The sequence below is a fragment of the Aurantiacibacter gangjinensis genome (assembly GCF_001886695.1).
Lineage (GTDB): Bacteria > Pseudomonadota > Alphaproteobacteria > Sphingomonadales > Sphingomonadaceae > Alteraurantiacibacter > Alteraurantiacibacter gangjinensis.
In genome coordinates this window covers 2,182,921-2,202,295 of the sequence record NZ_CP018097.1, presented here as the reverse complement: position 1 = coordinate 2,202,295, position 19,375 = coordinate 2,182,921, and the positions used below count along the sequence as shown (strand labels likewise).

General features: G+C 62.1%; 20 protein-coding genes. 9 read left to right on the top strand and 11 right to left on the bottom strand.

The window, feature by feature from the left end:
* Window positions 1-2: 2 nt before the first annotated feature.
* The 4 genes from BMF35_RS10725 to BMF35_RS10710 form a co-directional block, all read right to left on the bottom strand.
* The gene (locus tag BMF35_RS10725; RefSeq protein ID WP_047005934.1) at window positions 3-470 is read right to left on the bottom strand and encodes a response regulator transcription factor; all 468 of its coding nucleotides are present in this window, start codon (window positions 468-470) and stop codon (window positions 3-5) included.
* Between the two features lie 89 nt (window positions 471-559).
* The gene (locus BMF35_RS10720; protein ID WP_047006527.1) at window positions 560-979 is read right to left on the bottom strand and encodes an MAPEG family protein; all 420 of its coding nucleotides are present in this window, start codon (window positions 977-979) and stop codon (window positions 560-562) included.
* A gap of 5 nt (window positions 980-984) precedes the next feature.
* On the bottom strand, window positions 985-1,428 hold the full coding sequence (locus BMF35_RS10715) for an MAPEG family protein (protein ID WP_071961209.1): 444 nt from the start codon (window positions 1,426-1,428) through the stop codon (window positions 985-987).
* 66 nt (window positions 1,429-1,494) lie between these two features.
* Window positions 1,495-2,469 carry a threonine ammonia-lyase gene (locus tag BMF35_RS10710; protein WP_047005933.1) on the bottom strand — a complete coding sequence of 325 codons (975 nt, stop codon included), beginning with the start codon at window positions 2,467-2,469 and terminating at the stop codon, window positions 1,495-1,497.
* A gap of 244 nt (window positions 2,470-2,713) precedes the next feature.
* Between BMF35_RS10710 and BMF35_RS10705 the strand changes: the two genes are divergently transcribed.
* Window positions 2,714-3,769: a 1,9-bis(guanidino)-5-aza-nonane synthase gene (locus BMF35_RS10705; RefSeq protein WP_047005932.1), complete on the top strand. Its 1,056-nt coding sequence runs from the start codon at window positions 2,714-2,716 to the stop codon at window positions 3,767-3,769.
* Between the two features lie 26 nt (window positions 3,770-3,795).
* On the opposite strand, the gene BMF35_RS10700 is transcribed toward BMF35_RS10705, so the two are convergent.
* Complete coding sequence (locus tag BMF35_RS10700) at window positions 3,796-4,734, bottom strand: DUF3137 domain-containing protein (RefSeq protein ID WP_047005931.1); 939 nt, start codon at window positions 4,732-4,734, stop codon at window positions 3,796-3,798.
* Between the two features lie 79 nt (window positions 4,735-4,813).
* Between BMF35_RS10700 and BMF35_RS10695 the strand changes: the two genes are divergently transcribed.
* Complete coding sequence (locus BMF35_RS10695) at window positions 4,814-5,371, top strand: LemA family protein (protein WP_047005930.1); 558 nt, start codon at window positions 4,814-4,816, stop codon at window positions 5,369-5,371.
* 126 nt (window positions 5,372-5,497) lie between these two features.
* Complete coding sequence (locus BMF35_RS10690) at window positions 5,498-6,703, top strand: type III PLP-dependent enzyme (RefSeq protein ID WP_047005929.1); 1,206 nt, start codon at window positions 5,498-5,500, stop codon at window positions 6,701-6,703.
* Here BMF35_RS10690 and BMF35_RS10685 read toward each other — a convergent pair.
* The 3 genes from BMF35_RS10685 to murI form a co-directional block, all read right to left on the bottom strand.
* On the bottom strand, window positions 6,700-8,868 hold the full coding sequence (locus BMF35_RS10685; RefSeq protein WP_047005928.1) for a putative bifunctional diguanylate cyclase/phosphodiesterase: 2,169 nt from the start codon (window positions 8,866-8,868) through the stop codon (window positions 6,700-6,702). The genes BMF35_RS10690 and BMF35_RS10685 overlap by 4 nt on opposite strands.
* A gap of 109 nt (window positions 8,869-8,977) precedes the next feature.
* Complete coding sequence (gene hemA, locus BMF35_RS10680; protein ID WP_047006525.1) at window positions 8,978-10,198, bottom strand: 5-aminolevulinate synthase; 1,221 nt, start codon at window positions 10,196-10,198, stop codon at window positions 8,978-8,980.
* A gap of 127 nt (window positions 10,199-10,325) precedes the next feature.
* Window positions 10,326-11,120, bottom strand: coding sequence for a glutamate racemase (gene murI, locus BMF35_RS10675; protein ID WP_047005927.1), 795 nt, complete (start codon window positions 11,118-11,120; stop codon window positions 10,326-10,328).
* A gap of 122 nt (window positions 11,121-11,242) precedes the next feature.
* Here murI and plsY point away from each other — a divergent pair, with 122 nt between their 5' ends.
* From plsY to BMF35_RS13980, 6 genes are all read left to right on the top strand, one after another.
* Window positions 11,243-11,842 carry a glycerol-3-phosphate 1-O-acyltransferase PlsY gene (gene plsY, locus BMF35_RS10670; RefSeq protein ID WP_236781520.1) on the top strand — a complete coding sequence of 200 codons (600 nt, stop codon included), beginning with the start codon at window positions 11,243-11,245 and terminating at the stop codon, window positions 11,840-11,842.
* Window positions 11,839-12,933 carry a DNA-processing protein DprA gene (dprA, locus tag BMF35_RS10665; RefSeq protein ID WP_047005925.1) on the top strand — a complete coding sequence of 365 codons (1,095 nt, stop codon included), beginning with the start codon at window positions 11,839-11,841 and terminating at the stop codon, window positions 12,931-12,933. The genes plsY and dprA overlap by 4 nt, the downstream gene beginning before the upstream one ends.
* A 136-nt stretch (window positions 12,934-13,069) precedes the next feature.
* Window positions 13,070-15,622 carry a type I DNA topoisomerase gene (topA, locus tag BMF35_RS10660; protein WP_047005924.1) on the top strand — a complete coding sequence of 851 codons (2,553 nt, stop codon included), beginning with the start codon at window positions 13,070-13,072 and terminating at the stop codon, window positions 15,620-15,622.
* Window positions 15,622-15,804 carry a hypothetical protein gene (locus BMF35_RS10655; protein WP_047005923.1) on the top strand — a complete coding sequence of 61 codons (183 nt, stop codon included), beginning with the start codon at window positions 15,622-15,624 and terminating at the stop codon, window positions 15,802-15,804. The genes topA and BMF35_RS10655 overlap by 1 nt, the downstream gene beginning before the upstream one ends.
* Window positions 15,805-15,921: 117 nt before the next feature.
* A complete protein-coding gene (locus BMF35_RS10650) occupies window positions 15,922-16,179 on the top strand; it encodes a hypothetical protein (protein WP_236781519.1) in 258 nt (85 codons plus the stop codon).
* Window positions 16,180-16,183: 4 nt separating this feature from the next.
* Entirely contained in the window at window positions 16,184-16,921 is a 738-nt protein-coding gene (locus tag BMF35_RS13980) for a response regulator (RefSeq protein WP_335622558.1), read from the top strand.
* A 33-nt stretch (window positions 16,922-16,954) separates the two neighbouring features.
* On the opposite strand, the gene era is transcribed toward BMF35_RS13980, so the two are convergent.
* Genes era through lepB form a run of 3 tightly spaced genes read right to left on the bottom strand, consistent with a single transcriptional unit; the run spans window position 16,955 to window position 19,364 of the window.
* On the bottom strand, window positions 16,955-17,857 hold the full coding sequence (gene era, locus BMF35_RS10640; protein WP_047005922.1) for a GTPase Era: 903 nt from the start codon (window positions 17,855-17,857) through the stop codon (window positions 16,955-16,957).
* Window positions 17,857-18,570, bottom strand: coding sequence for a ribonuclease III (rnc, locus tag BMF35_RS10635; protein WP_236781518.1), 714 nt, complete (start codon window positions 18,568-18,570; stop codon window positions 17,857-17,859). Before rnc ends, era begins: the two co-directional genes overlap by 1 nt.
* Entirely contained in the window at window positions 18,525-19,364 is an 840-nt protein-coding gene (lepB, locus tag BMF35_RS10630; protein ID WP_047005920.1) for a signal peptidase I, read from the bottom strand. The genes rnc and lepB overlap by 46 nt, the downstream gene beginning before the upstream one ends.
* Window positions 19,365-19,375 lie beyond the last annotated feature (11 nt).

The window sequence follows — 19,375 nt, the reverse complement described above, 5'->3', positions numbered from 1 at the left end:
CATTAGAGCAAGCGCTGCAATACGCTGCTCATCCGGTCCGTATCGCTCGCCGACCGGTGAACCCCGACCTCCTCATCCAGCGTGCGATGCTTACCCCGCTCGGCGCGCGACTTCAGGATTTGGTTGACGCGGAACACCAGCATCTTTTCGCTGAACGGCTTGCGGATGTAATCCTGCGCGCCGTTATAAAGCGCGATCTGCTCTTCCTTCAGCCCAGTTACCGCAGTCAGCATGGCGATCGGCAGGTCGTAAAAGCGCGGCGAATTCCGCAGGCGGCGCAGCAGCGAATTGCCGCTTTCTCCCGGCATGTTCTGGTCGAGCAGAACGAGGTCGGGCCGGCGCTTGCCCAGCACTTCGAAAGCGGATTTTGCATCGCTCACCCAGCCGCAGGCATGGCCCGCATCGATCAGGATGCGCGCGGCGTTCTCCGCCAGGATATCGTCATCGTCGACAACGAGGATGTGTGCCATTGCCAGGTCCTTTCGGCCTTTTCGCGTCCAGGCACATCATGGCCGCTGGCCCTACCGAATGCGGTAAATCCGCGCATTGCGGATATTACCTAATTCGCAAGGATTCTTACCGCCGCGATAACCACCAGGGCCAGCAGGCAAAGCTGCGATCCGGTGAATAGCAGGAAGCGCAGCACCACCTTGGGCACCGTCGCCTGCGCTAACGAATGGGCAATGCGAAACGCCACATAGGCCCAGGCCAGTGCGACGGCAGCGAAGCCTGTCTCGCCTACCACTGCAAGGCTGATGGCGACCGCGTAAAACACGGTGGGGGCTTCGTGCAGGTGGTTATAGTTTTTCGCCTTCCACTGGACATGCGGCGGCAATGCCGCGTCCAGCGACATAGTCGGGTCTTTCGCCAGATCGTCGGGATCGACACTATGTGCTTTCATGGCGGGAAGGCGCGTTGCGTACATCCACAGCCACATGACGAACGTCCACGCCGCCAGAGCGATGACCGGCTGGAGCATGTCCGTCACAGCGTCACCAGCAGCGCGCGCACTGCCAGCACAATCAGCAATCCGGTGGCGGTGAAGAAGATCAGCATTCGGATGGGAATTGTGTTCACCAGAGCCTGCCACAGCGAGTGCACGATCCGCAGGGCCACATAGCCCCAAGCCAGCAGCACATCGAGCGATGTGGCACCCGCCACCGCCAGGATCAGCACTGTCGCATAAAAGATCGTCGGCTGCTCCATGAGGTGTGTGTAATTATGGGCTTTCCAGTTCACCTTGTCGGGGATCAGCCCTTCGAGGTCCTGCCCACGACCGCCTGCTCGCGCCTTGCTGACGCCGCCGCTCTTGCCGCGCTCCGCACGCATGGCCTTCATTGCTGGAAAGCGCGTGAAGGCGATCCAGAACAGCATGACGATGGACCAGAGGACCAGTACGGTGGCCGGCGCGAGAATGGCGGTGTTCACGGTGCAATCTCCTCCCTGAAAGAGGAGGCGAGCCTGCTGCCCGGCTATTCGATTGTCAAATGCAACTCATCTAATGTCGCGGATAAGCTCGGACCATCGGGCGATGTCCATATTGCCGCCGGTAATCAGCACGGCGGTGGCATCGTCCACCTCGACCTTGCCAGTAAGCACCGCAGCCAGCGCCGCCGCGCCGCCCGGCTCTGTAACCAGTCGCAGGTTGGAAAAGGCGAAGTCCTGCGCCTGCCTGATCTCGTCTTCCGAGACGCGCGCCCATTCATGGCACCGCTCTTTCAGCACGGCGAAATTGATTGGCTGCGTGGCGAATGTCTGCAAGGCGTCGCACGCCGTCGGTGGCGGATTGTCGCCGACATTCTGGATTTCGCCGGTTTCCAGACTTCGGCAAATGTCGTCCCACCCTTCAGGTTCGACCGGAATGATGTCGGCATCGGGGCAGGCGAGGGCGAGGCCTGCCGTCAGCCCGCCGCCGCCGCAGCACGCGACGATGCGCGAAACGGGCTTGTCGGTCAGCGCCAACATTTGGTCGGCGATCTCGATGCCCGCCGTGCCTTGACCTTCGATCACCCAAGGGTCGCCGAATGCGTGCACATATGTCGCGCCCAGCTCCTCGGCGAGGCTCGTAGCGATGGCTTCGCGGTTCTCGCTCATCCGGTCATAGGTGATAACTTTCGCGCCGTAGCTCCTGGTGCGCTGCAGCTTAACCTGCGGCGCGTCTTCCGGCATCACGATGGTGGCGGCAATGCCCAGCTTGCGCGCGGCCCATGCCACGCCTTGCGCATGATTGCCGCTGGACACGGCGACGACTCCGTTCGCTTTCTCGGCCTCGGAGAGATCGCTCAATCGGTGCCACGCACCGCGGATCTTGAAGGCGCCCATGGGTTGCAGGCTTTCCGCCTTGGCCCATGCGGTTTTGCCCTGCACCTCGAAAGGCAGCAGCGGGGTTGGCGAAAGGATCGCGGCGATCTTGCGCGCTGCTGCCAGCACGCCTTCGCGGGTTGGGTTTCGTTGGGTCGTCTTGCTCATTCCCGATGCTCTTTCCGCCCTGTCCTACAGCCGCCTTACTGCGCGAAGAGGCGGGCCATGTCATCTGCTTCCTCGATCTTTCGAAAGCGCCTCGCAAGACGGATTGCGCCCGGCCGGTTTTTTGCCATCAGGACAGTGCTCCAGGTGCTCCAGGTTAGATCGCACTTCCCTTTCGCGCCGTTTGATGGAACGGGGGCGGGGCAACCGACGTTTGGCGGGCAATACGGATAGGAGACGCGCCGCAATGACCGATTCGACCATCAACGACACCCGCAAGGCGGAGCTGCTTTCGACCAAGGTCGAGCATATCGACATCACCAGCTTCGATGCGCGACCCATCGTCGACCAGATGAAGAAGATGAGCTTCACCAGCCGCGATCTCGGCCGCGCGACCGAGATCTACAACCAGATGCTGGCCGACAAGGATTGCACCATCTTCCTCGTCATCGCAGGCAGCACAAGCGCAGGCGGATGCATGGACCTCTATGCAGAGCTGATCCGCAACAACATGGTCGATTGCGTGGTGGCGACAGGCGCGACCATCGTGGACATGGACTTCTTCGAAGGGCTTGGACACAAGCACTATCAAGCGCTCGAAGTGCCCGACGACGACACGCTGCGTTCGCTCTATATCGACCGGATCTACGATACCTATATCGATGAAGAGCAGCTGCAGGACTGCGACTTCACCATCAATCGCATCGCCAACGAACTGCCCCCGGGTCCCTATTCCAGCCGCGCCTTCATCCGCGAAATGGGCAAGTACCTCGCCGAACATGGCAAGAAGGACAACAGCTTGGTCAAGCTCGCCTACGAGCATGATGTGCCGATCTTCTGCCCTGCCTTCGTGGATTCCTCCGCCGGTTTCGGCCTCGTGAAGCACCAGGTCGATCAAATGGAGAAGGGCGAGCCCTATCTGATGATCGACGCGGTGGCGGACTTCCGCGAATTGACCGACATCAAGATCAAGGGCGGCGAAAGCGGCCTGCTGATGGTGGGCGGCGGCGTGCCCAAGAACTTCATCCAGGACACTGTCGTGTGCGCCGAGATCCTCGGTCACGAGGACGTGTCGGTCCACAAATATGCAGTGCAGATCACCGTGGCCGACGTGCGCGACGGGGCGTGCTCGTCTTCCACGCTGCAAGAGGCCGCAAGCTGGGGCAAGGTCTCCACCGCGATCGAGCAGATGGTGTTTGCCGAAGCGGGCAGCGTGATGCCGCTACTCGCCAGCGATGCCTATCACCGCGGCCACTGGAAGGATCGCGAAAAGCGCCGCTGGGCCAAGCTGTTCGACAAATAGGGCTGTCCTACGGCGTCAATCGCTGACTAACGCCCCTGCGCGTTAATCGCACGGCAGAGATCGGCCATCGCCATGAACTGGCTGGTGGCCATCTCCACCATTTCGCGGTCGCGTGTGTGGTCGAGATTGCCGCTTTCGAACATGTTTTCGGTCTTGAGGATGATGGTCAATTCGCTATCCTTGAACAGGGTGGCGATATCCTGCCCGTTGAAAGCCACTTCAATGGCGATCAGCTCTTCGATATAGGTCGGGTGGACGATGTAGCGCGCTTCGACCTGGTCGGTAGTGAAGAGCGTGAAGGCGTCCTCGAAATCAGGGTGCACCATGTCGGCGCGCTGCAAGACTTGGCCATCGACCTTCAATTCGTCTTTCTCGCCGAAGAAGCCGAACTTGCGGTGCTTGCCCGACCGTTCGAGCAAATGCGTGCCAAGGAAGTCGCGCGCCCCGCCGATGGTGATGACAGGGCCGCGGAACACCTTGACCCAGCGCCGGTTTTTGCCGCTGCCGCGCTGCTCTTCCAGCAGGACTTCGCGCAAGGTGAAGGCGTGACCTGCCATGTCGCCGCACCACAGATCCTCGACCGAGGACTTGTCGAAACTTGGGAACATCTTGTGCCGCTTCGCCCGGTCGAAACCGTGCCCTGGCTCGCATTCGCGGGCATAATCAAGCCCGAGCGCGCCGGCGATGGCAGAGTTGATCCCCTCCTTTGTCTGGTTCTTCGCCTGGATGACAGGCAGTTGCCCCCAGCCATATGCGCCAGCGATGAAGGCAAAGGCGATGAAGAAACGGAAATCGCCAATCGGCGCGAACCAGAGGAAGGAGAGTATCGGAAGCAGGATGACGGCAGACCAGGTCCACCGGCTGCTTCGTTTTGCTTTGGCATCTTCGCGAACTTGCACTTGCTGGCCTAGAAACTGGCCCAGCTCGCCCGCCATCAATGCGTCGACATCGGGACGCTCGATCATAACTGTACGCAAACCCTTTCCGATCCCACGCTTTGATGGCACACCAAAGCGTAACAAGGATAGGGGTAGTCAGACAGTTATGAGCACAATCATCGTCATTCTGATCGTCCTGGGCATCGTCGGCATTGTCCTGGTCGCGATCTACAACAAGCTTGTCGCGCTGCGGCAGAATGTGAACCAGGGCGTTGCCGATATCGACGCGCAGCTGCGCCAGCGGCACGACCTGATCCCGAACCTCGTGAACACTGTGAAAGGCTATGCCAGCCACGAGCAGGATACGCTGGATCAGGTTATCTCCGCGCGGAATACCGCGGCGCAGGGCAGCATCAACTCTTCGGACGAAGCGCAATTGCGCGTGGCGTTGGACCGATTGCTGGCGCTGGGTGAGGCTTATCCGGACCTGAAAGCAAGCGCCAATTTTCAGGAACTGCAACGCGAACTGGCCGATGTGGAAGACAAGCTCGCCGCCGCACGCCGCGCGCTCAATGCAGCCGTGTCGCGCTACAATACGGGCCGCGAGACGTTTCCGGCGATCCTTTTTGCCGGCATGCTCGGTTTCCAGGAAGCGGACTTTCATCGGCTCGACGACAGTGAGAAGGGCGTCGTCGACCAGGTTCCGCAGGTGCAGTTCTCGTAAGGGAACCAACGTTGCGCATTTTCACTTGATGTTCAGCGGGCCGCCTTTATATGCGCGGCTCCGCTGCCCCAAGGGACTTCCACCGCAAGGCAGCTTGATCGGTAACACGCTAGGGGGTCCCTTGAATTGCACGAATATCCCGACGCCAAGGCTGTAGTTCGCGCCCTAGAGCCGGACGATCCCGTAATCCTCACCCGACCGCACGCAGCATCGCGCGCGGCCCGTTTCTTCGTCGAGAAGTTTCCGGGTACGGCGATGTATGCCGTCAAGGCGAACCCATCTCCCGAGCTGATCCGCATCCTGTGGGAAGCGGGCGTGACGCATTACGATGTCGCCTCGATTGCGGAGGTTCGCTTGGTGCGCTCCATCCTGCCCGAGGCCGTGCTGTGCTTCATGCATCCCGTGAAGACCAAGCGCGCCATTCGAGAAGCCTATTTCGAGCATGGCGTTAGAACATTCAGCCTCGATACGCTGGAAGAGCTGCAGAAAATCGTCGAGGCCACGACGTCGGAGGATGGCGTCGCGGCGGCAGACCTGAGCCTGCTGGTGCGTATGCGCGTGTCTTCGGAGCATTCGCAGCTTTCACTCGCCGCGAAGTTCGGTGTCGATCTAGCCGATGCGGCTCCGCTGCTGCAGGCCACGCGCCAGCATTGCGATGCGCTGGGTATCTGCTTCCACGTCGGAAGCCAGGCGATGACGCCGTTTGCCTATGTGCAGGCGCTGGAGCGTGTGCGCGCGGCGATTGCCGAAGCCGCGGTGACTGTCGACATCATCGATGTGGGCGGAGGTTTCCCCAGCATTTATCCGGATCTCGACCCCCCACCGCTCGAAGATTACTTCGCGCAAATCCACCGTGCGTTCGAAGCGATGCCGATCTCCTATTCGGCAGAGTTATGGGCAGAGCCGGGCAGGGCGCTGTGCGCGGAATATTCCAGCATCATCGTGAAGGTGGAAAAGCGGCGGGGCGACGAGCTCTACATCAATGACGGCGCCTATGGCGCGCTGTTCGATGCGGCGCATGTCGACTGGCGCTTCCCCGTGCGCGCTTTGGAAGACGACTTGCGCGAACCGCCTGAGCCCTTCGCTTTCTATGGCCCGACCTGTGACGATGCCGACTATATGAAGGGCCCCTTCATGCTGCCGGGCGACATACAGGCTGGCGACTATTTCGAGATCGGCATGCTGGGCGCGTATGGCGCGGCGATGAAGACGGCGTTCAACGGCTTCGGCGCCGTGGAAGGCGCCATCGTCAATGACGAGCCGATGGCGAGCCTGTATCGTGGAGATCGACCGGACCCGCGCGCGAGCGACAACGTGGTAAGCCTGCGCTAGCTGCGCGAGACCTTTACCTGCATGAATTGCGGCTGGCTTCGCGGTCCGCTGCCGAGCATCTGGTCGGGATAATTGCCGGGCGGCAGTGAGCCGAGCGGCATGCCGGCTGCGGCCAGCGCATAGGGTGATATGCGATGGCGGGTGCAAAGGCCGCCCGCACCATCGCTGATAAGCGGGGTTTCGAACTCCACACCGATGGTCGCATCCTCAGAGCGTACCACGCTGCACACGGCGAGTTGCCCGCCGCCCATGTCGAGCACCAGACCTGTGCCCTCGGGCACGCCGACTAGCCCCTCGATCCGAGAGCCGGTCTTGGAAAGGTCACGCATCACCGCGTCGTAGCGGTGGTCGTCATGGATGATGCCGATGCGGCGAAACACGCTGCGCCGTTCGGGGCGATACTGGTCCGGGCCGGATGGCTTGATGCGATAGCCCCCGCTGGCAATCTCTTCGAGTATCTCGTCCTGCGGCCGCGCTTTGGAATAGATCCAGCCCTGGATGTATTTCGCGCCTTTTTCGCAGACGAGGTTGAACTGGTCGAACGCTTCCACGCCTTCGACCGTCACATCCATCCCTAGCGCGTTGGACAGGCCGATGATCGCTGAAATGATCTTCGCGCTGTTCTGGTCTTTCTGCGTGCAGCTATCGACGAAGCTTTTGTCGACTTTCAACTTGTCGAAGGGTGCCGAGCGCAGATAGCTGAGCGAGGAGTAGCCGGTTCCGAAATCGTCCAACGCCAGCCGCACACCAAGCGATTTCAGCGCGTTGAACGTCGCCTCCGTCGCCTCGCTATCGCCCATGAAGACCGTCTCGGTCATCTCCAGCTCGAGCCGGTCCGGCTTTATTCCGGTATCGGCCAGCACCTGGGTAACGATGGCGGCGAAGCCCTTGTTAGCAAACTGCTTGGCCGAGACGTTCACGGCGACGCGGATCGAATCCGGCCACTCCATTGCATCCTCGCAGGCGCGGCGGATGGCCCATTCGCCAAGGCGGTTGATGAGGTCGCTATCCTCCGCCACCGGGATAAAGTGCATGGGCGGGATCATGCCCTTGTCCGGATGCTCCCAGCGCATCAGCGCCTCGAACCCGACCACGGTGTGATCCTTCGTGCGCACCACGGGCTGGTAGTGCAGCTTCAGCTGGCCGTCGGTCAGCGCGTCGCGCAGATCGTCCAAGATGATCTGGCGCTCCTGCTCCACATCCTTCAGCTCGGCGGAATAGAAGCGGTACATGCCGCGGCCGCCGTTCTTTGCAGCATACAGCGCAAGGTCGGCGCTGCGGACCAGCTCGTCGCTTTCGATCCCGTCATAAGGCGCGATAGAAATGCCGACCGACGCGCCGATGATCGCGCGCTTGCCTTCGACCTGATAGGGGCTGGAAAGCATCTGGATGATCTTGTCGGCCAGTTCGCCCAACTCGCCGCGATCGTCGATATCGGGCAGGATCAGCTGGAATTCGTCACCGCCCAGCCGCCCGATTTCCGCTTTATCGCCCGCGACCGCGCGAAGGCGTTCCGCCACCTGCCGCAGCAGATCGTCGCCTGCCGGGTGCCCCATGGTGTCGTTAACATATTTGAACTTGTCGAGGTCCAGCAGCATGAGGGCGCAGGACCGCTTGGCGGATTTGTAGGCGGCAAGGGTGGAATTGAGCTTGCGATCCATCCGGTGCCGGTTCGCCAGGCCCGTCAGCGCGTCGAATTCCGCCATGCGCGAATCTTCGAGCTTTTTCTTGAATTCGGCCGTCACATCGCGCGCACTGCCGCGGTAGCCGCGAAAATCGCCATCCTCATCGGTTTTGGGAAACCCGGTGAGCGACCACCATGCGGGCGTTCCTGCCTTACCGGTGACGCGAACTATGATCCCTTTCAGCTTTGCCTTCGTAGAGAGGAGGAAATTGAGCGGACGGTCCGATTTTTCGTCAGGATTGGTCCGGTCGATCTCGAACAGCTCGACCAAGGGCTGGCCGATGATGGCAGCACTTGAGTCGCAAAGCGTTTCGACCGCCTTGTCGGAAAGATAGCAGAGGCGACCTTCGGCGTCGCTCGCCCAGAACCAGCCCATGCCGGCCTGTTCGAAATCCTCCAGCACTTCCACACGCAAGGGGTCGGCTTTGCGGGCGCTGGGCGCGCTCGAACCGAACCCTTTGAGAAGGCTGCTGACTGCCATTGCGATCCATTATCCAAAAACGCGCCGGTTTTTTCCGGCTGTTGCGCCAAAGATATGCGATGAAATGGTTAATTTGCCTTAAAAATCCGAAGGCTGATCGCCCTTAATTTCAGGCGGCTTGCCGCAATTCCAGCTCGAGCCGGTCCCAGATCTCGACCAGCGCTTCGGCCAGCTCTTCCATCATCGTTTCAGTGTGGGCCGGGCCGGGCGTGAAACGCAGGCGTTCCGTGCCCCGCGGCACGGTGGGGAAATTGATTGGCTGCACATATACGCCGTATTCGGCCAGCAGGATGTCGCTGATCTTCTTGGCGCGGACGGGGTCGCCCACCATCAGCGGCACGATATGGGTCGTGCTGTCCATCACCGGCAAGCCGCGCTCGCGCAGCTTCCCCTTCAGCATCGCGGCATTTGCCTGCTGCGCATCGCGCTCAACGCTGCTGGCCTTGAGGTGCTTGACCGCCGCCAGCACGCCCGCTGCCAGCACGGGACTGAGCGAAGTGGTGAAGATGAAGCCAGGCGCATAGGACCGGATGCAGTCCACCACCTTCTTGCTGGCAGCGACATAGCCGCCCATCACGCCAAACGCCTTGCCCAGCGTGCCTTCGATCAGATCGATGCGATGCGCTGCGTCGTCGCGCTCCGAAATACCGCCGCCATGGTCGCCATACATGCCCACGGCGTGCACTTCGTCGATATAGGTGAGGGCGTTGTACTTTTCGGCAAGGTCACAAATCGCATGGATCGGCGCGACGTCGCCATCCATCGAATACACGCTTTCGAAGGCGATGACCTTGGGCGTGTCATGCGCCTCGGTGGCCAGCAGTTCTTCGAGGTGTTCCAGATCATTATGGCGGAAAATGCGCTTCTCGCAGCCTGAATTGCGAATGCCGGCGATCATGCTGGCATGGTTCAATTCGTCGGAGAAGATGACGCAGCCGGGCAGCAGCTTGGCGAGCGTGGACAGCGTCGCATCGTTGGACACGTAACCGCTGGTAAACAGCAATGCCGCTTCCTTGCCGTGCAGCTGCGCCAGTTCCTGCTCCAGCTGAATATGGTAGTGCGTGTTGCCGCCGATATTGCGCGTGCCGCCGGATCCTGCGCCCACATCGTGCAGCGCCTCTTCCATCGCCGCGATTACCTTGGGATGCTGGCCCATGGCGAGGTAGTCGTTGGAACACCAGACGGTGATCGGCTTGGGCCCGTTGTGCCCGGCAAAGCAGCGCGCATTGGGAAAAGCGCCCTTGTTGCGCAGGATATCGATGAACACGCGGTACCGGCCTTCGGAATGCAGGCGGTCGATGGCCTTGTCGAAGATCTGGTCGTAATTCATCGCACGTCCAAGCTGCACCGTATCCACATCGCTCCGATTGCGGTCGGGGCAATGTCAAAGCCATCTAGTCAAATGCCGTCGCAGTTTGAAGGGCGAAGTTTGCGAGCCATTCGCATTAAGCTGAACGCTAAAACCGCTCGATGCGCGTGATCCCAAACGGGGTGAGGGCGGGGAGGATGCTGTCATCGACCGGGCCGGTGACGACCGCGTAATCCTCGTCGCTGTGCCTGAAGGTCTGCCCTTCGACCACGCGCGCCATCTGCCGGGCGATTCCGTCGGCACCGTGGACGAAAGTAACGTCATCACCCAAAGCCTGTCGCAGCTCGTCTTTCAGCAAGGGGAAATGGGTGCAGGCGAGGACGATCGTATCGAGCGCATCGCCACCCGCTTGCCGCTTCAGGCCGAGCACGGCATCCGCGACCTGATCGACGCTGATAGGTCGCCTGCGTAATTTGTCTTCAGCCAGATGCACAAGCACCGGCGAGGCGTGGCGGAGCAGCCGCTTGTCTCCGGCAAAGTCGGCTTCCAGCCTGTCGACATAGGCCTGGCGAATGGTCGCCGCGGTGCCCAGCAGCCCTATTGTCCCGGTCTTGGTAAGAGCCGCCGCCGGCTTGATCGCTGGGACGGTGCCGACGATCGGCACCTCCAGCACATCGCGCACCATGCCAAGCGCAATGGTGCTGGCCGTATTGCAGGCGATGCAAATTGCGCGCGGCGCGTATCGCTCCGCCATGCGACCGAGCAGCCCGGCAACCCGTGCCGCGACCTCGGCTTCGGTCTTCTCGCCATAAGGCAGGCCCGCAAAATCGGCCGCGTAGACGACCGGAGCATCGGGCAGCTCCCGGCGAATGGCAGCCAGCACAGTGAGCCCGCCAAGGCCGGAATCAAAGACGAGGATGGGAGAGGAAGGGTCTGAACTCATGGGGGCTTTCGCACATCCTCGCTGATCGGGGGCTTGTCATTCCCCTTCGACGCTGCGCTATAAGCAAACGCGCCGGTTGGGCAAGTTTGCGAGAAGGCGAAGGTTCGGTTTTGGAACAGGTATTGGGCTTCCTGCTGGGTTACGGCTTCGGCTCCATCCCTTTCGGCCTGCTGCTGGCGAAAGCGGGCGGCATGGGCGACATCCGCACCATCGGCAGCGGCAATATCGGCGCCACGAACGTGCTGCGGACGGGATCGAAGAAGCTGGCGGCGGCGACGCTGCTGCTCGATCTGGCGAAGGGGCTGGTGCCTGTCCTGCTGGCAAAGGCGATGTTCGATCAGTCCGATGCGATGCCGCAGGCAGCTTACGGTCCGGTGCCGCTGGCGGCGCTCGGCGCGGTTCTTGGGCACTGTTTCCCGATCTGGCTCGGCTTCAAGGGCGGCAAGGGCGTGGCGACCAATCTTGGCGTGAGTTTCGGTCTCGCTTGGCCTATCGGGGCTGCTTACGCGGTTACGTGGCTGCTGGTCGCGGCGATTTTCCGCATCAGCTCGCTGGCTGGGATGGCCGCTGTTTGCGCGGCCGCCGCGGCAGCCGCCGTTCTTGCAATGGAGAGCTATGTGCCGGCGCTGGTCGCCATCGCCGTGCTCATCATCTGGCTGCACCGCGCCAATCTGGGGCGGCTGGCGCACGGAGAGGAACCGAAGATCGGGCAGGGCAAGTGAGCTTGGACCAGGCGGAGGCGTTCGCCCGCATCCAGCTTCTGCGATCCGCGAATATCGGGCCGGTCAGCTACGCGCAATTGCTGGGCCGGTTCGGCACGGCGCGCGAAGCGATCGAGGCGCTGCCCGATCTCGCGGCGCGCGGTGCGAAGCGCAATTACAAGCCTGCGCAGCGCAGGCGCATCGAGCAGGAGGTGGAAGCCACGCGAGCAGCGGGCGCACGCTACCTCTTCCACGACATGGCGGACTATCCGGCGCTGCTGCGTGCCATGGACGGTGCGCCTCCCATCGTGACCTATCGGGGCGACCTGTCGCTGGCGGCCAAGCCCTGCGTCGCCATGGTGGGCGCGCGAAATGCGTCTGCCGCGGCGGTGAAACTGGCGCGAGACCTGGCGCGCGATCTGGTCGCCGAAGGGTTCACCATCGTCTCGGGCCTTGCCAAGGGCATCGACGGCGCGAGCCATGAAGGCGCTTTGCCTGCAACCATCGGTGTTATCGCCAGTGGCATCGACATCGCTTATCCTGCGCAGCATGCGAAATTGCAGGAGCAGGTCGCGAGCGAGGGGCTGCTGATCGCTGAGGAAGCGCCCGGCACCGAACCGCGCGGCCAGCAATTTCCTAAACGCAACCGCATTATCGCCGGGCTTTCGCTCGGCACGTTGGTGGTGGAAGCCGCGCCCAAGTCGGGCTCTCTCATCACAGCGCGGCTCGCTGGCGAGGCCGGTCGCGAAGTCATGGCGGTGCCCGCCCATCCGGCGGATGCCCGCGCACAAGGCTGCAACCAGCTGATCCGCGAAGGCGCGGTGCTGGTTCAGAACGCTGCCGATGTGGTCGAACTGCTGTCCGGCTTTGATGGCAAGCCGCGATCGCATGTGAACGAGCTGGCGAACGGTTTCGCATTCGATGAGAGTGACGATGACGATCTCGCATCGGGCGATGTGGCCGATCTGCTGTCACTCGCACCGGTCGGGGTGGACGAACTGGTGCGCCAGACCGGCAGCACGACGGGCGCCGTGCAGATGGCCTTGCTGGAGCTGGAAATTGCCGGACGCTTGCAGCGCCATGCCGGCGGGCGCGTTTCACTGCTAACCTAACCGCGCTGGCGAGCTTTCGCTTGCCGCCTCATCCCCGATGCTTATGTCCGCTTGACGAAGCGGCGCAAACGCCATCACCCTCGCGCGTACGTACACGTGTAAGGCTTTTACTCCGGCAGGACCGACCAACACCACCATGCAACTTGTCATCGTAGAATCGCCCGCAAAGGCGAAGACCATCGAGAAATATCTGGGCGGAGACTTCAAGGTCCTCGCATCCTACGGCCATGTGCGAGACCTGCCGCCCAAGGATGGTAGTGTGCGGCCTGACGAGGATTTTGCGATGGATTGGGAAGTCTATTCCGACCAGCGCAATCGCAGCCAGGTTAAGGCTATCGCCGATGCCGCCAAGGGCGCAGACCGCCTGATCCTCGCCACCGACCCCGACCGGGAAGGAGAGGCGATCAGCTGGCATGTGATGGACCTGCTGAAGAAGCGCAAGGCGCTGCCCAGCGAGGTCAGTCGCGTCACTTTCAACGCCATCACCAAAAAGGCCGTGACCGATGCGATGAAAGCTCCGCGCGAGCTCGACCAAGACTTGATCGACGCCTATCTTGGTCGGCGCGCGCTCGATTACCTGTTCGGCTTCACCCTGTCGCCGGTGCTGTGGCGCAAGCTGCCCGGCGCAAAGTCGGCAGGCCGCGTGCAGTCGGTCGCGCTGCGCCTCATCTGCGAGCGGGAACGCGAGATCGAGGCGTTCAGGGCGGACGAATACTGGTCCGTCACCGCGAAAATGGCGCAGGACGGAACCGATTTCGACGCGCGCCTAGTGCGCTTCGATGGCAAGAAGCTGGAACGGCTATCCATCGGCGACAAGGGCACCGCCGACGCTGCAAAGGCCGCTGTCGAGCAGGGCCAGTTCACGGTCGAAGATGTCGAGACCAAGCCGGTCAAGCGCAACCCCGCACCGCCCTTCACGACATCGACATTGCAGCAGGAAGCCGCGCGCAAGCTGGGCTTTTCCGCGAGCCATACCATGCGCTGCGCCCAGTCTCTTTATGAGGCAGGCGCGATCACATACATGCGTACCGATGGCGTGCAGATGGATATGTCTGCGATCATGGCCGCGCGCGACGCTATCGAGGAGCGGTTCTCGGCCGAGTATCGCCCGGAAAAGCCCCGTTTCTACCAGACGAAGGCCAAGAACACGCAGGAAGCGCACGAGGCCATTCGCCCGACCAATTTCAGCCGCGACCGCGCCGGATCGGGTGACGAAGCCAAGCTTTACGACCTTATCTTCAAGCGCGCCATGGCGAGCCAGATGTCGACGGCGCAGCTTGAGCGGACGACCATCACCATGCGCGATCCGACCGGCAAACACGAGCTGCGCGCGACCGGCCAGGTGGTGCAATTCCCCGGCTTCCTCGCCGTCTATTCCGAAAGCTTCGACGAGAAGACTGAGGATGACGACGACAATCTGCTGCCCGTAATGCGCAAGGGCGATAGCCCGGCCAAGAAAGCGGTCGAGGCGACCCAGCATTTTACCCAGCCGCCGCCGCGTTTCTCGGAGGCAAGTCTGGTGAAGCGGTTGGAGGAATTAGGGATCGGCCGCCCGTCTACCTATGCCTCCACCATCCAGACACTGCGCGACCGCGACTATGTCCGCATGGAGAAAAACCGTTTCTTCGCAGAGGATTCGGGAAGACTTCTCACAGCTTTTCTCGAACGCTTTTTCCCGCGCTATGTCGCTTATGATTTCACCGCCGAGATGGAAGACGAGCTGGACGAAGTCTCCGGCGGGCGGGCGGAATACAAGGCGCTGCTGAGCGACTTCTGGCGTGATTTCAAACCCAAGAGCGACGAGGTGATGGAGCGCCAGCCTTCGGAAGTAACCGAAGTGCTGGACGAATTCCTCGCCGATTACCTTTTCCCCGAGCGCGAGGACGGACACCCGCCGCGCTGGTGCCCGCTCTGTGCCGAGCAGGGACGGGAAGGGGGCGAACTGCACCTGCGCGGGGGCCGTTACGGCGCATTCATCGGCTGCGACAATTATCCCGAATGCACCTTCCGCCGCAAATTCGGCCAGCCCGGTGCCGACGATGGCAGCGATGATGGCGTGATGGGCGAGCACCCTGAGACCGGCGAACCGATCGAGCGCAAGTCGGGCCGGTTCGGGCCGTATGTCCAGATGGGCGAGGGCAAGGAAGCCAAGCGGGCTTCCATCCCAAAGGATCTGGATGATTTCGACCTTGATTGGGCGGTGAAACTTCTCGACCTGCCGCGCATTATCGGCGGCCATCCGGAAACCGGCAAGGAGATCGAGGCTTCGATCGGCCGCTACGGGCCATACCTTCGTCATGACGGCAAATATGCCAAGCTCTCCAGCACGCGCGATGTGTTCGAGACCGGGATGAATGCCGCCGTCACGCTGTTGGCGGAAGCGGCCAGCAAGGGCGGTCGCGGTCGTGGCAGTCGCGAACCGCTGAAGGTCCTCGGCAAGACCGAAGCGGGCGATGAGGTCAAGTTGATGGACGGGCGTTATGGCCCCTACGTGACCGATGGCAATGTCAACGCGACCATCCCGAAGGATAAAGACAAGGACCGCCTCACGCTGGACGAAGCGCTGGCGATGATCGCGGAAAAGGCTGCCAAAGCCCCGGCGAAAAAGAAGCGCAAGGCTCCGGCGAGGAAGAAGGCGCCAGCCAAGAAAAAGCCTGCGGCCAAGAAAAAGGCAGCAGTGAAAAGCTGATGGCGAAAGAACGCTTCGAAAGGCACAAACAGCCGTGGAACGGCGAGGAAGCGGGCAAGCTGCGATTGCTCGCCGGCAAGGGGCAGGGGCTGAAGCAGATCGCGAAAGCGCTCAATCGCAGCGAGGAATCGACAAAGGCTTTTGCCAAGGCGAACAAGATCGCTGTGGCCAAAAAACGCTGACCATTCCGTGCAGTTTTTCGACTTTGTTGAGCGACGAGCTTCGTCGCGTTGGTAAATAATCAACAAATGGCCCTTAGGCAGGCGGTTCAAGTGAATGTCTGCCCAAGGGTCTGCATCGTGATCGAGATCGAAATCCAGAACGAAACGCACCAGTCGCAGCAGCGGCTGCGCTTCGCTGCCGTGCCGCGTATCGGCGAGGGCATGCGCCTTCGCGAGGAAAGTGGTGTGTGGGAGCATTACGACGTGCTCGACGTGTGGTACCAGAAGGCCGAATTCGGCGACGTCTGGGTCCCTTATGTGCATGTGCGCGCGGCCAATTCCGCTGCACTCGCCGCGAGCCCCAGCGCCCGCGTCCAGGCACTGCGGGGGAGGTAAGGCGATGCAGCATCTCATCAAGCGCAGCACCGGGCCCAACGCCAACATCGTCCAGACCCGCAAGGGCGGGATGACGCTGGCAGAACGCATGGCGGCCAATCGCGAAGCATCCCGCAGCCAGATTTCGGAGACGGAGATCGAGGAAGAACTGCCGGTAGAAGAAGAAGCTCAGGCACCGGCGGAAGAGGCCTTCGCGCCAGAACCGGCACCGGTCGAGGCCGAGCCTGCACCCATTCCGACTTCGGCTCCGGCTCCGGCTCCCACTTCCGCCCCGGCACCTGCTCCCGATGCCAAACCGGCGGCATCGGCCAGCACGGACGATATCGTCGCCGCCGCCAAGGCAGCGCGCGATGGCAAGGCGTCCGGCGTGGGCAATGGCAAGACCTGCCTCATCGTCGATGACAGCCGCGTGATCCGGAAGGTCGCTCGCGGTATCGTCGAGGGGATGGGCTACACCGCCGTTGAAGCCGAGAACGGTGAAGAAGCGCTGATTCGCTGCAAGGCCGAAATGCCGCACCTTGTGCTGACCGACTGGAATATGCCGGTGATGAGCGGCCTCGAATTCGTCGAGAAGCTGCGCGCCATGCCTGAGTCGAAGACGGCGACGGTCGTGTTCTGCACTTCAAAGGGCGATGTCGCCGACATCCATGACGGCATCGCCGTGGGCGCTGACGACTACATCGTTAAGCCCTTCGAGGACGACGCGGTGCGCGCGAAGCTTGAGAAGCTGGGCGTCGGCTAAGACGCTGCCGGCTTCTAGGGTAGCCCAAAGGGCTCAGCGCACCCAGTCCAGGCCTATTTCCTCGTAAACCTCGCGGTTGTCGGCCCATTTCTCGTCCACTTTCACGTGGAGGAAGAGGTGGACTTTCTGGCCGAGGATCTCGGACAGTTCCTTGCGCGCGGCCTCGCCGATTTCCTTGATGCGCCGCCCGCCCTTGCCGAGCACGATCGGCTTCTGGCTGTCGCGCGAAATCACGAGCTGCTGGCGGATTTCGACCGAGCCATCCTCGCGCTGGGTGTAGCTTTCGGGGCGCACGGCGGCATCGTAAGGCAACTCGTCATGCAGCTGCGCGTAGACCTGCTCGCGCGTGACTTCGGCGGCCAGCAGCCGTTCCGAGGCGTCCGACACCTGATCTTCGGGATAGTGCCACGGGCCCTCGGGCATCATGCCGGCTAGCTGCACCTTCAATTCGGGCACGCCATCGCCTGTTAGGGCGGAGACGAAGAACACTTCGCCGAACTCGACTTCGCCGGTCAGTTCCTGCGCCAGTTCCAGTAGCGGCTCCTTCTTGCTGGCATCGACCTTGTTCAGGACCAGGATCTTGCGCTCCTTGCGGTCCTTCAGCTGTTCGAGCAGCGGCATCAGCTCGTGACGGCGCTGCTTGACCGGGTCGACCACCAGCAGCACGGCATCGGCCGCTACGGCGCCTTCCCATGCTGCGCTTACCATGGCGCGATCGAGGCGGCGCTTGGGCTCGAAGATGCCCGGCGTATCGACCAGGATCATCTGCGTCTCGTCATGCAGCGCAATGCCCAGCAGCCGCGCCCGCGTTGTCTGCGCCTTGGCGCTGGTGATGGCGACCTTCTGGCCGACCAACTGGTTCACCAGCGTGGATTTGCCCGCATTGGGCGCGCCGATCACGGCCACGACGCCGCATTTGCGCTGTTCGTCTGCCATCAGCCGTACCTTTCCATGAAGAGGCGCGCGGCCTCGGTCTCGGCGTCCTGCTTGCCGCTGGCGGTCGCTTCCACCGCGCCAACCTTGTGGACGCTCACCTCGACGGTGTAGCTGCGATTGTGGTCGGGGCCGGATGTCTCCGTCACGCGGTATTCCGGCGGGCGGCGCTGGTTGCCTGCAGCCCATTCCTGCAACGCGCTTTTGGGATGCTTGCGACGTCCGGCAGAGCCTTCGAAAGTGTCTTTCCAGAAGGCGCGGATCAGGTCGCGCGTTGCATCGAAGCCGCTTTCGAGGAAGCTGGCCCCAAGCAGCGATTCCATGATGTCGCCCAGCACGTTCTCGCTGTTTTGCGCACCATCCTCGCGCGCCTGCTTGCCCATGCGGATATGCTGCGACGCGCCGAGCCGTGCGGCGATCTGCGCGCAGGCCGTCTTGCTGACAAGCGCATTGAGGCGCTGGGCGAGCTTGCCTTCCGCATTCTCGCTGGTGTCATAGAGCCAGTCTGCGATGGTGAGGCCCAGCACGCGGTCGCCGAGGAACTCCAGCCGGTCATAGTCGCGCTGCTCTCCGGTGGAGCCATGCGTCAGCGCCTCTCGCCAGAGGGCATCGTTGCCGATGGCGAAGCCTGCGCTTTCCAGCCATTGGCGGGTCTCGGGATCGAGCGGGCTCATATGCCCCGGAACATCCGGCTCCAGCGCGCGGACGTGAACCATGTCCACGGCTTTACCCATTCCGCATGGCCATCGGTGGACCAGTACATGAAGCTGGCTTCGGCCACGAGGTTGTCGACCGGCACCAGCCCGACCCATCCGCCAGACACGGCCGCACGGCGGCTATCCTGCGAGTTGTCGCGATTATCGCCCATCATGAACACGTGATCGTCCGGCACCACCAGCGGCGCGGTGTTGTCGACATCGACGATGCCAAGGTCGAAGGTGTTGTAGCTGACGCCATTGGGCAGCGTTTCGCGGAACTGCGGGTAGCGGCACATCAGGCTGCCATCGTCGGCCGCTTCCTCGAACCGCATGGAATAGCAGCCATCGCCCGGGCGCACAGGTATGAGGAAGTCCTCCACCCGTTCCTTGCGAACAGCCTCGCCATTCAGGTGCAGCACGCCGTCGATCATCTGCACCGTATCGCCGGGCAGGCCGATGGCGCGCTTGATGTAGTCCGTATTGTCGATGGGGTGCTTGAAGATGACGATATCGCCGCGTTCCGGCAGGCTGCCGAACAGGCGACCATCGCCCACATCGGCATCGAAGGGCAGCGAGTTGCGCGAGTAGCCGTAAGACCACTTCTGCGCGAACAGGTAGTCGCCCACCAGCAGGCGCGGCATCATGCTTTCACTGGGGATGTTGAAGCTGGTGAAGGCCAGCGTGCGGAACAGGAACACGATGATGACGAGCTTGACGAGGAACCAGCCGAAGCTTTTCCAGTCTTCCTTTTCCTCCGCCGGCTTGGCGGCAGCGGGCTCTTCGATCTCGCGCGGTTTCACGGTTTCAGTCATTGCCAGCGTCC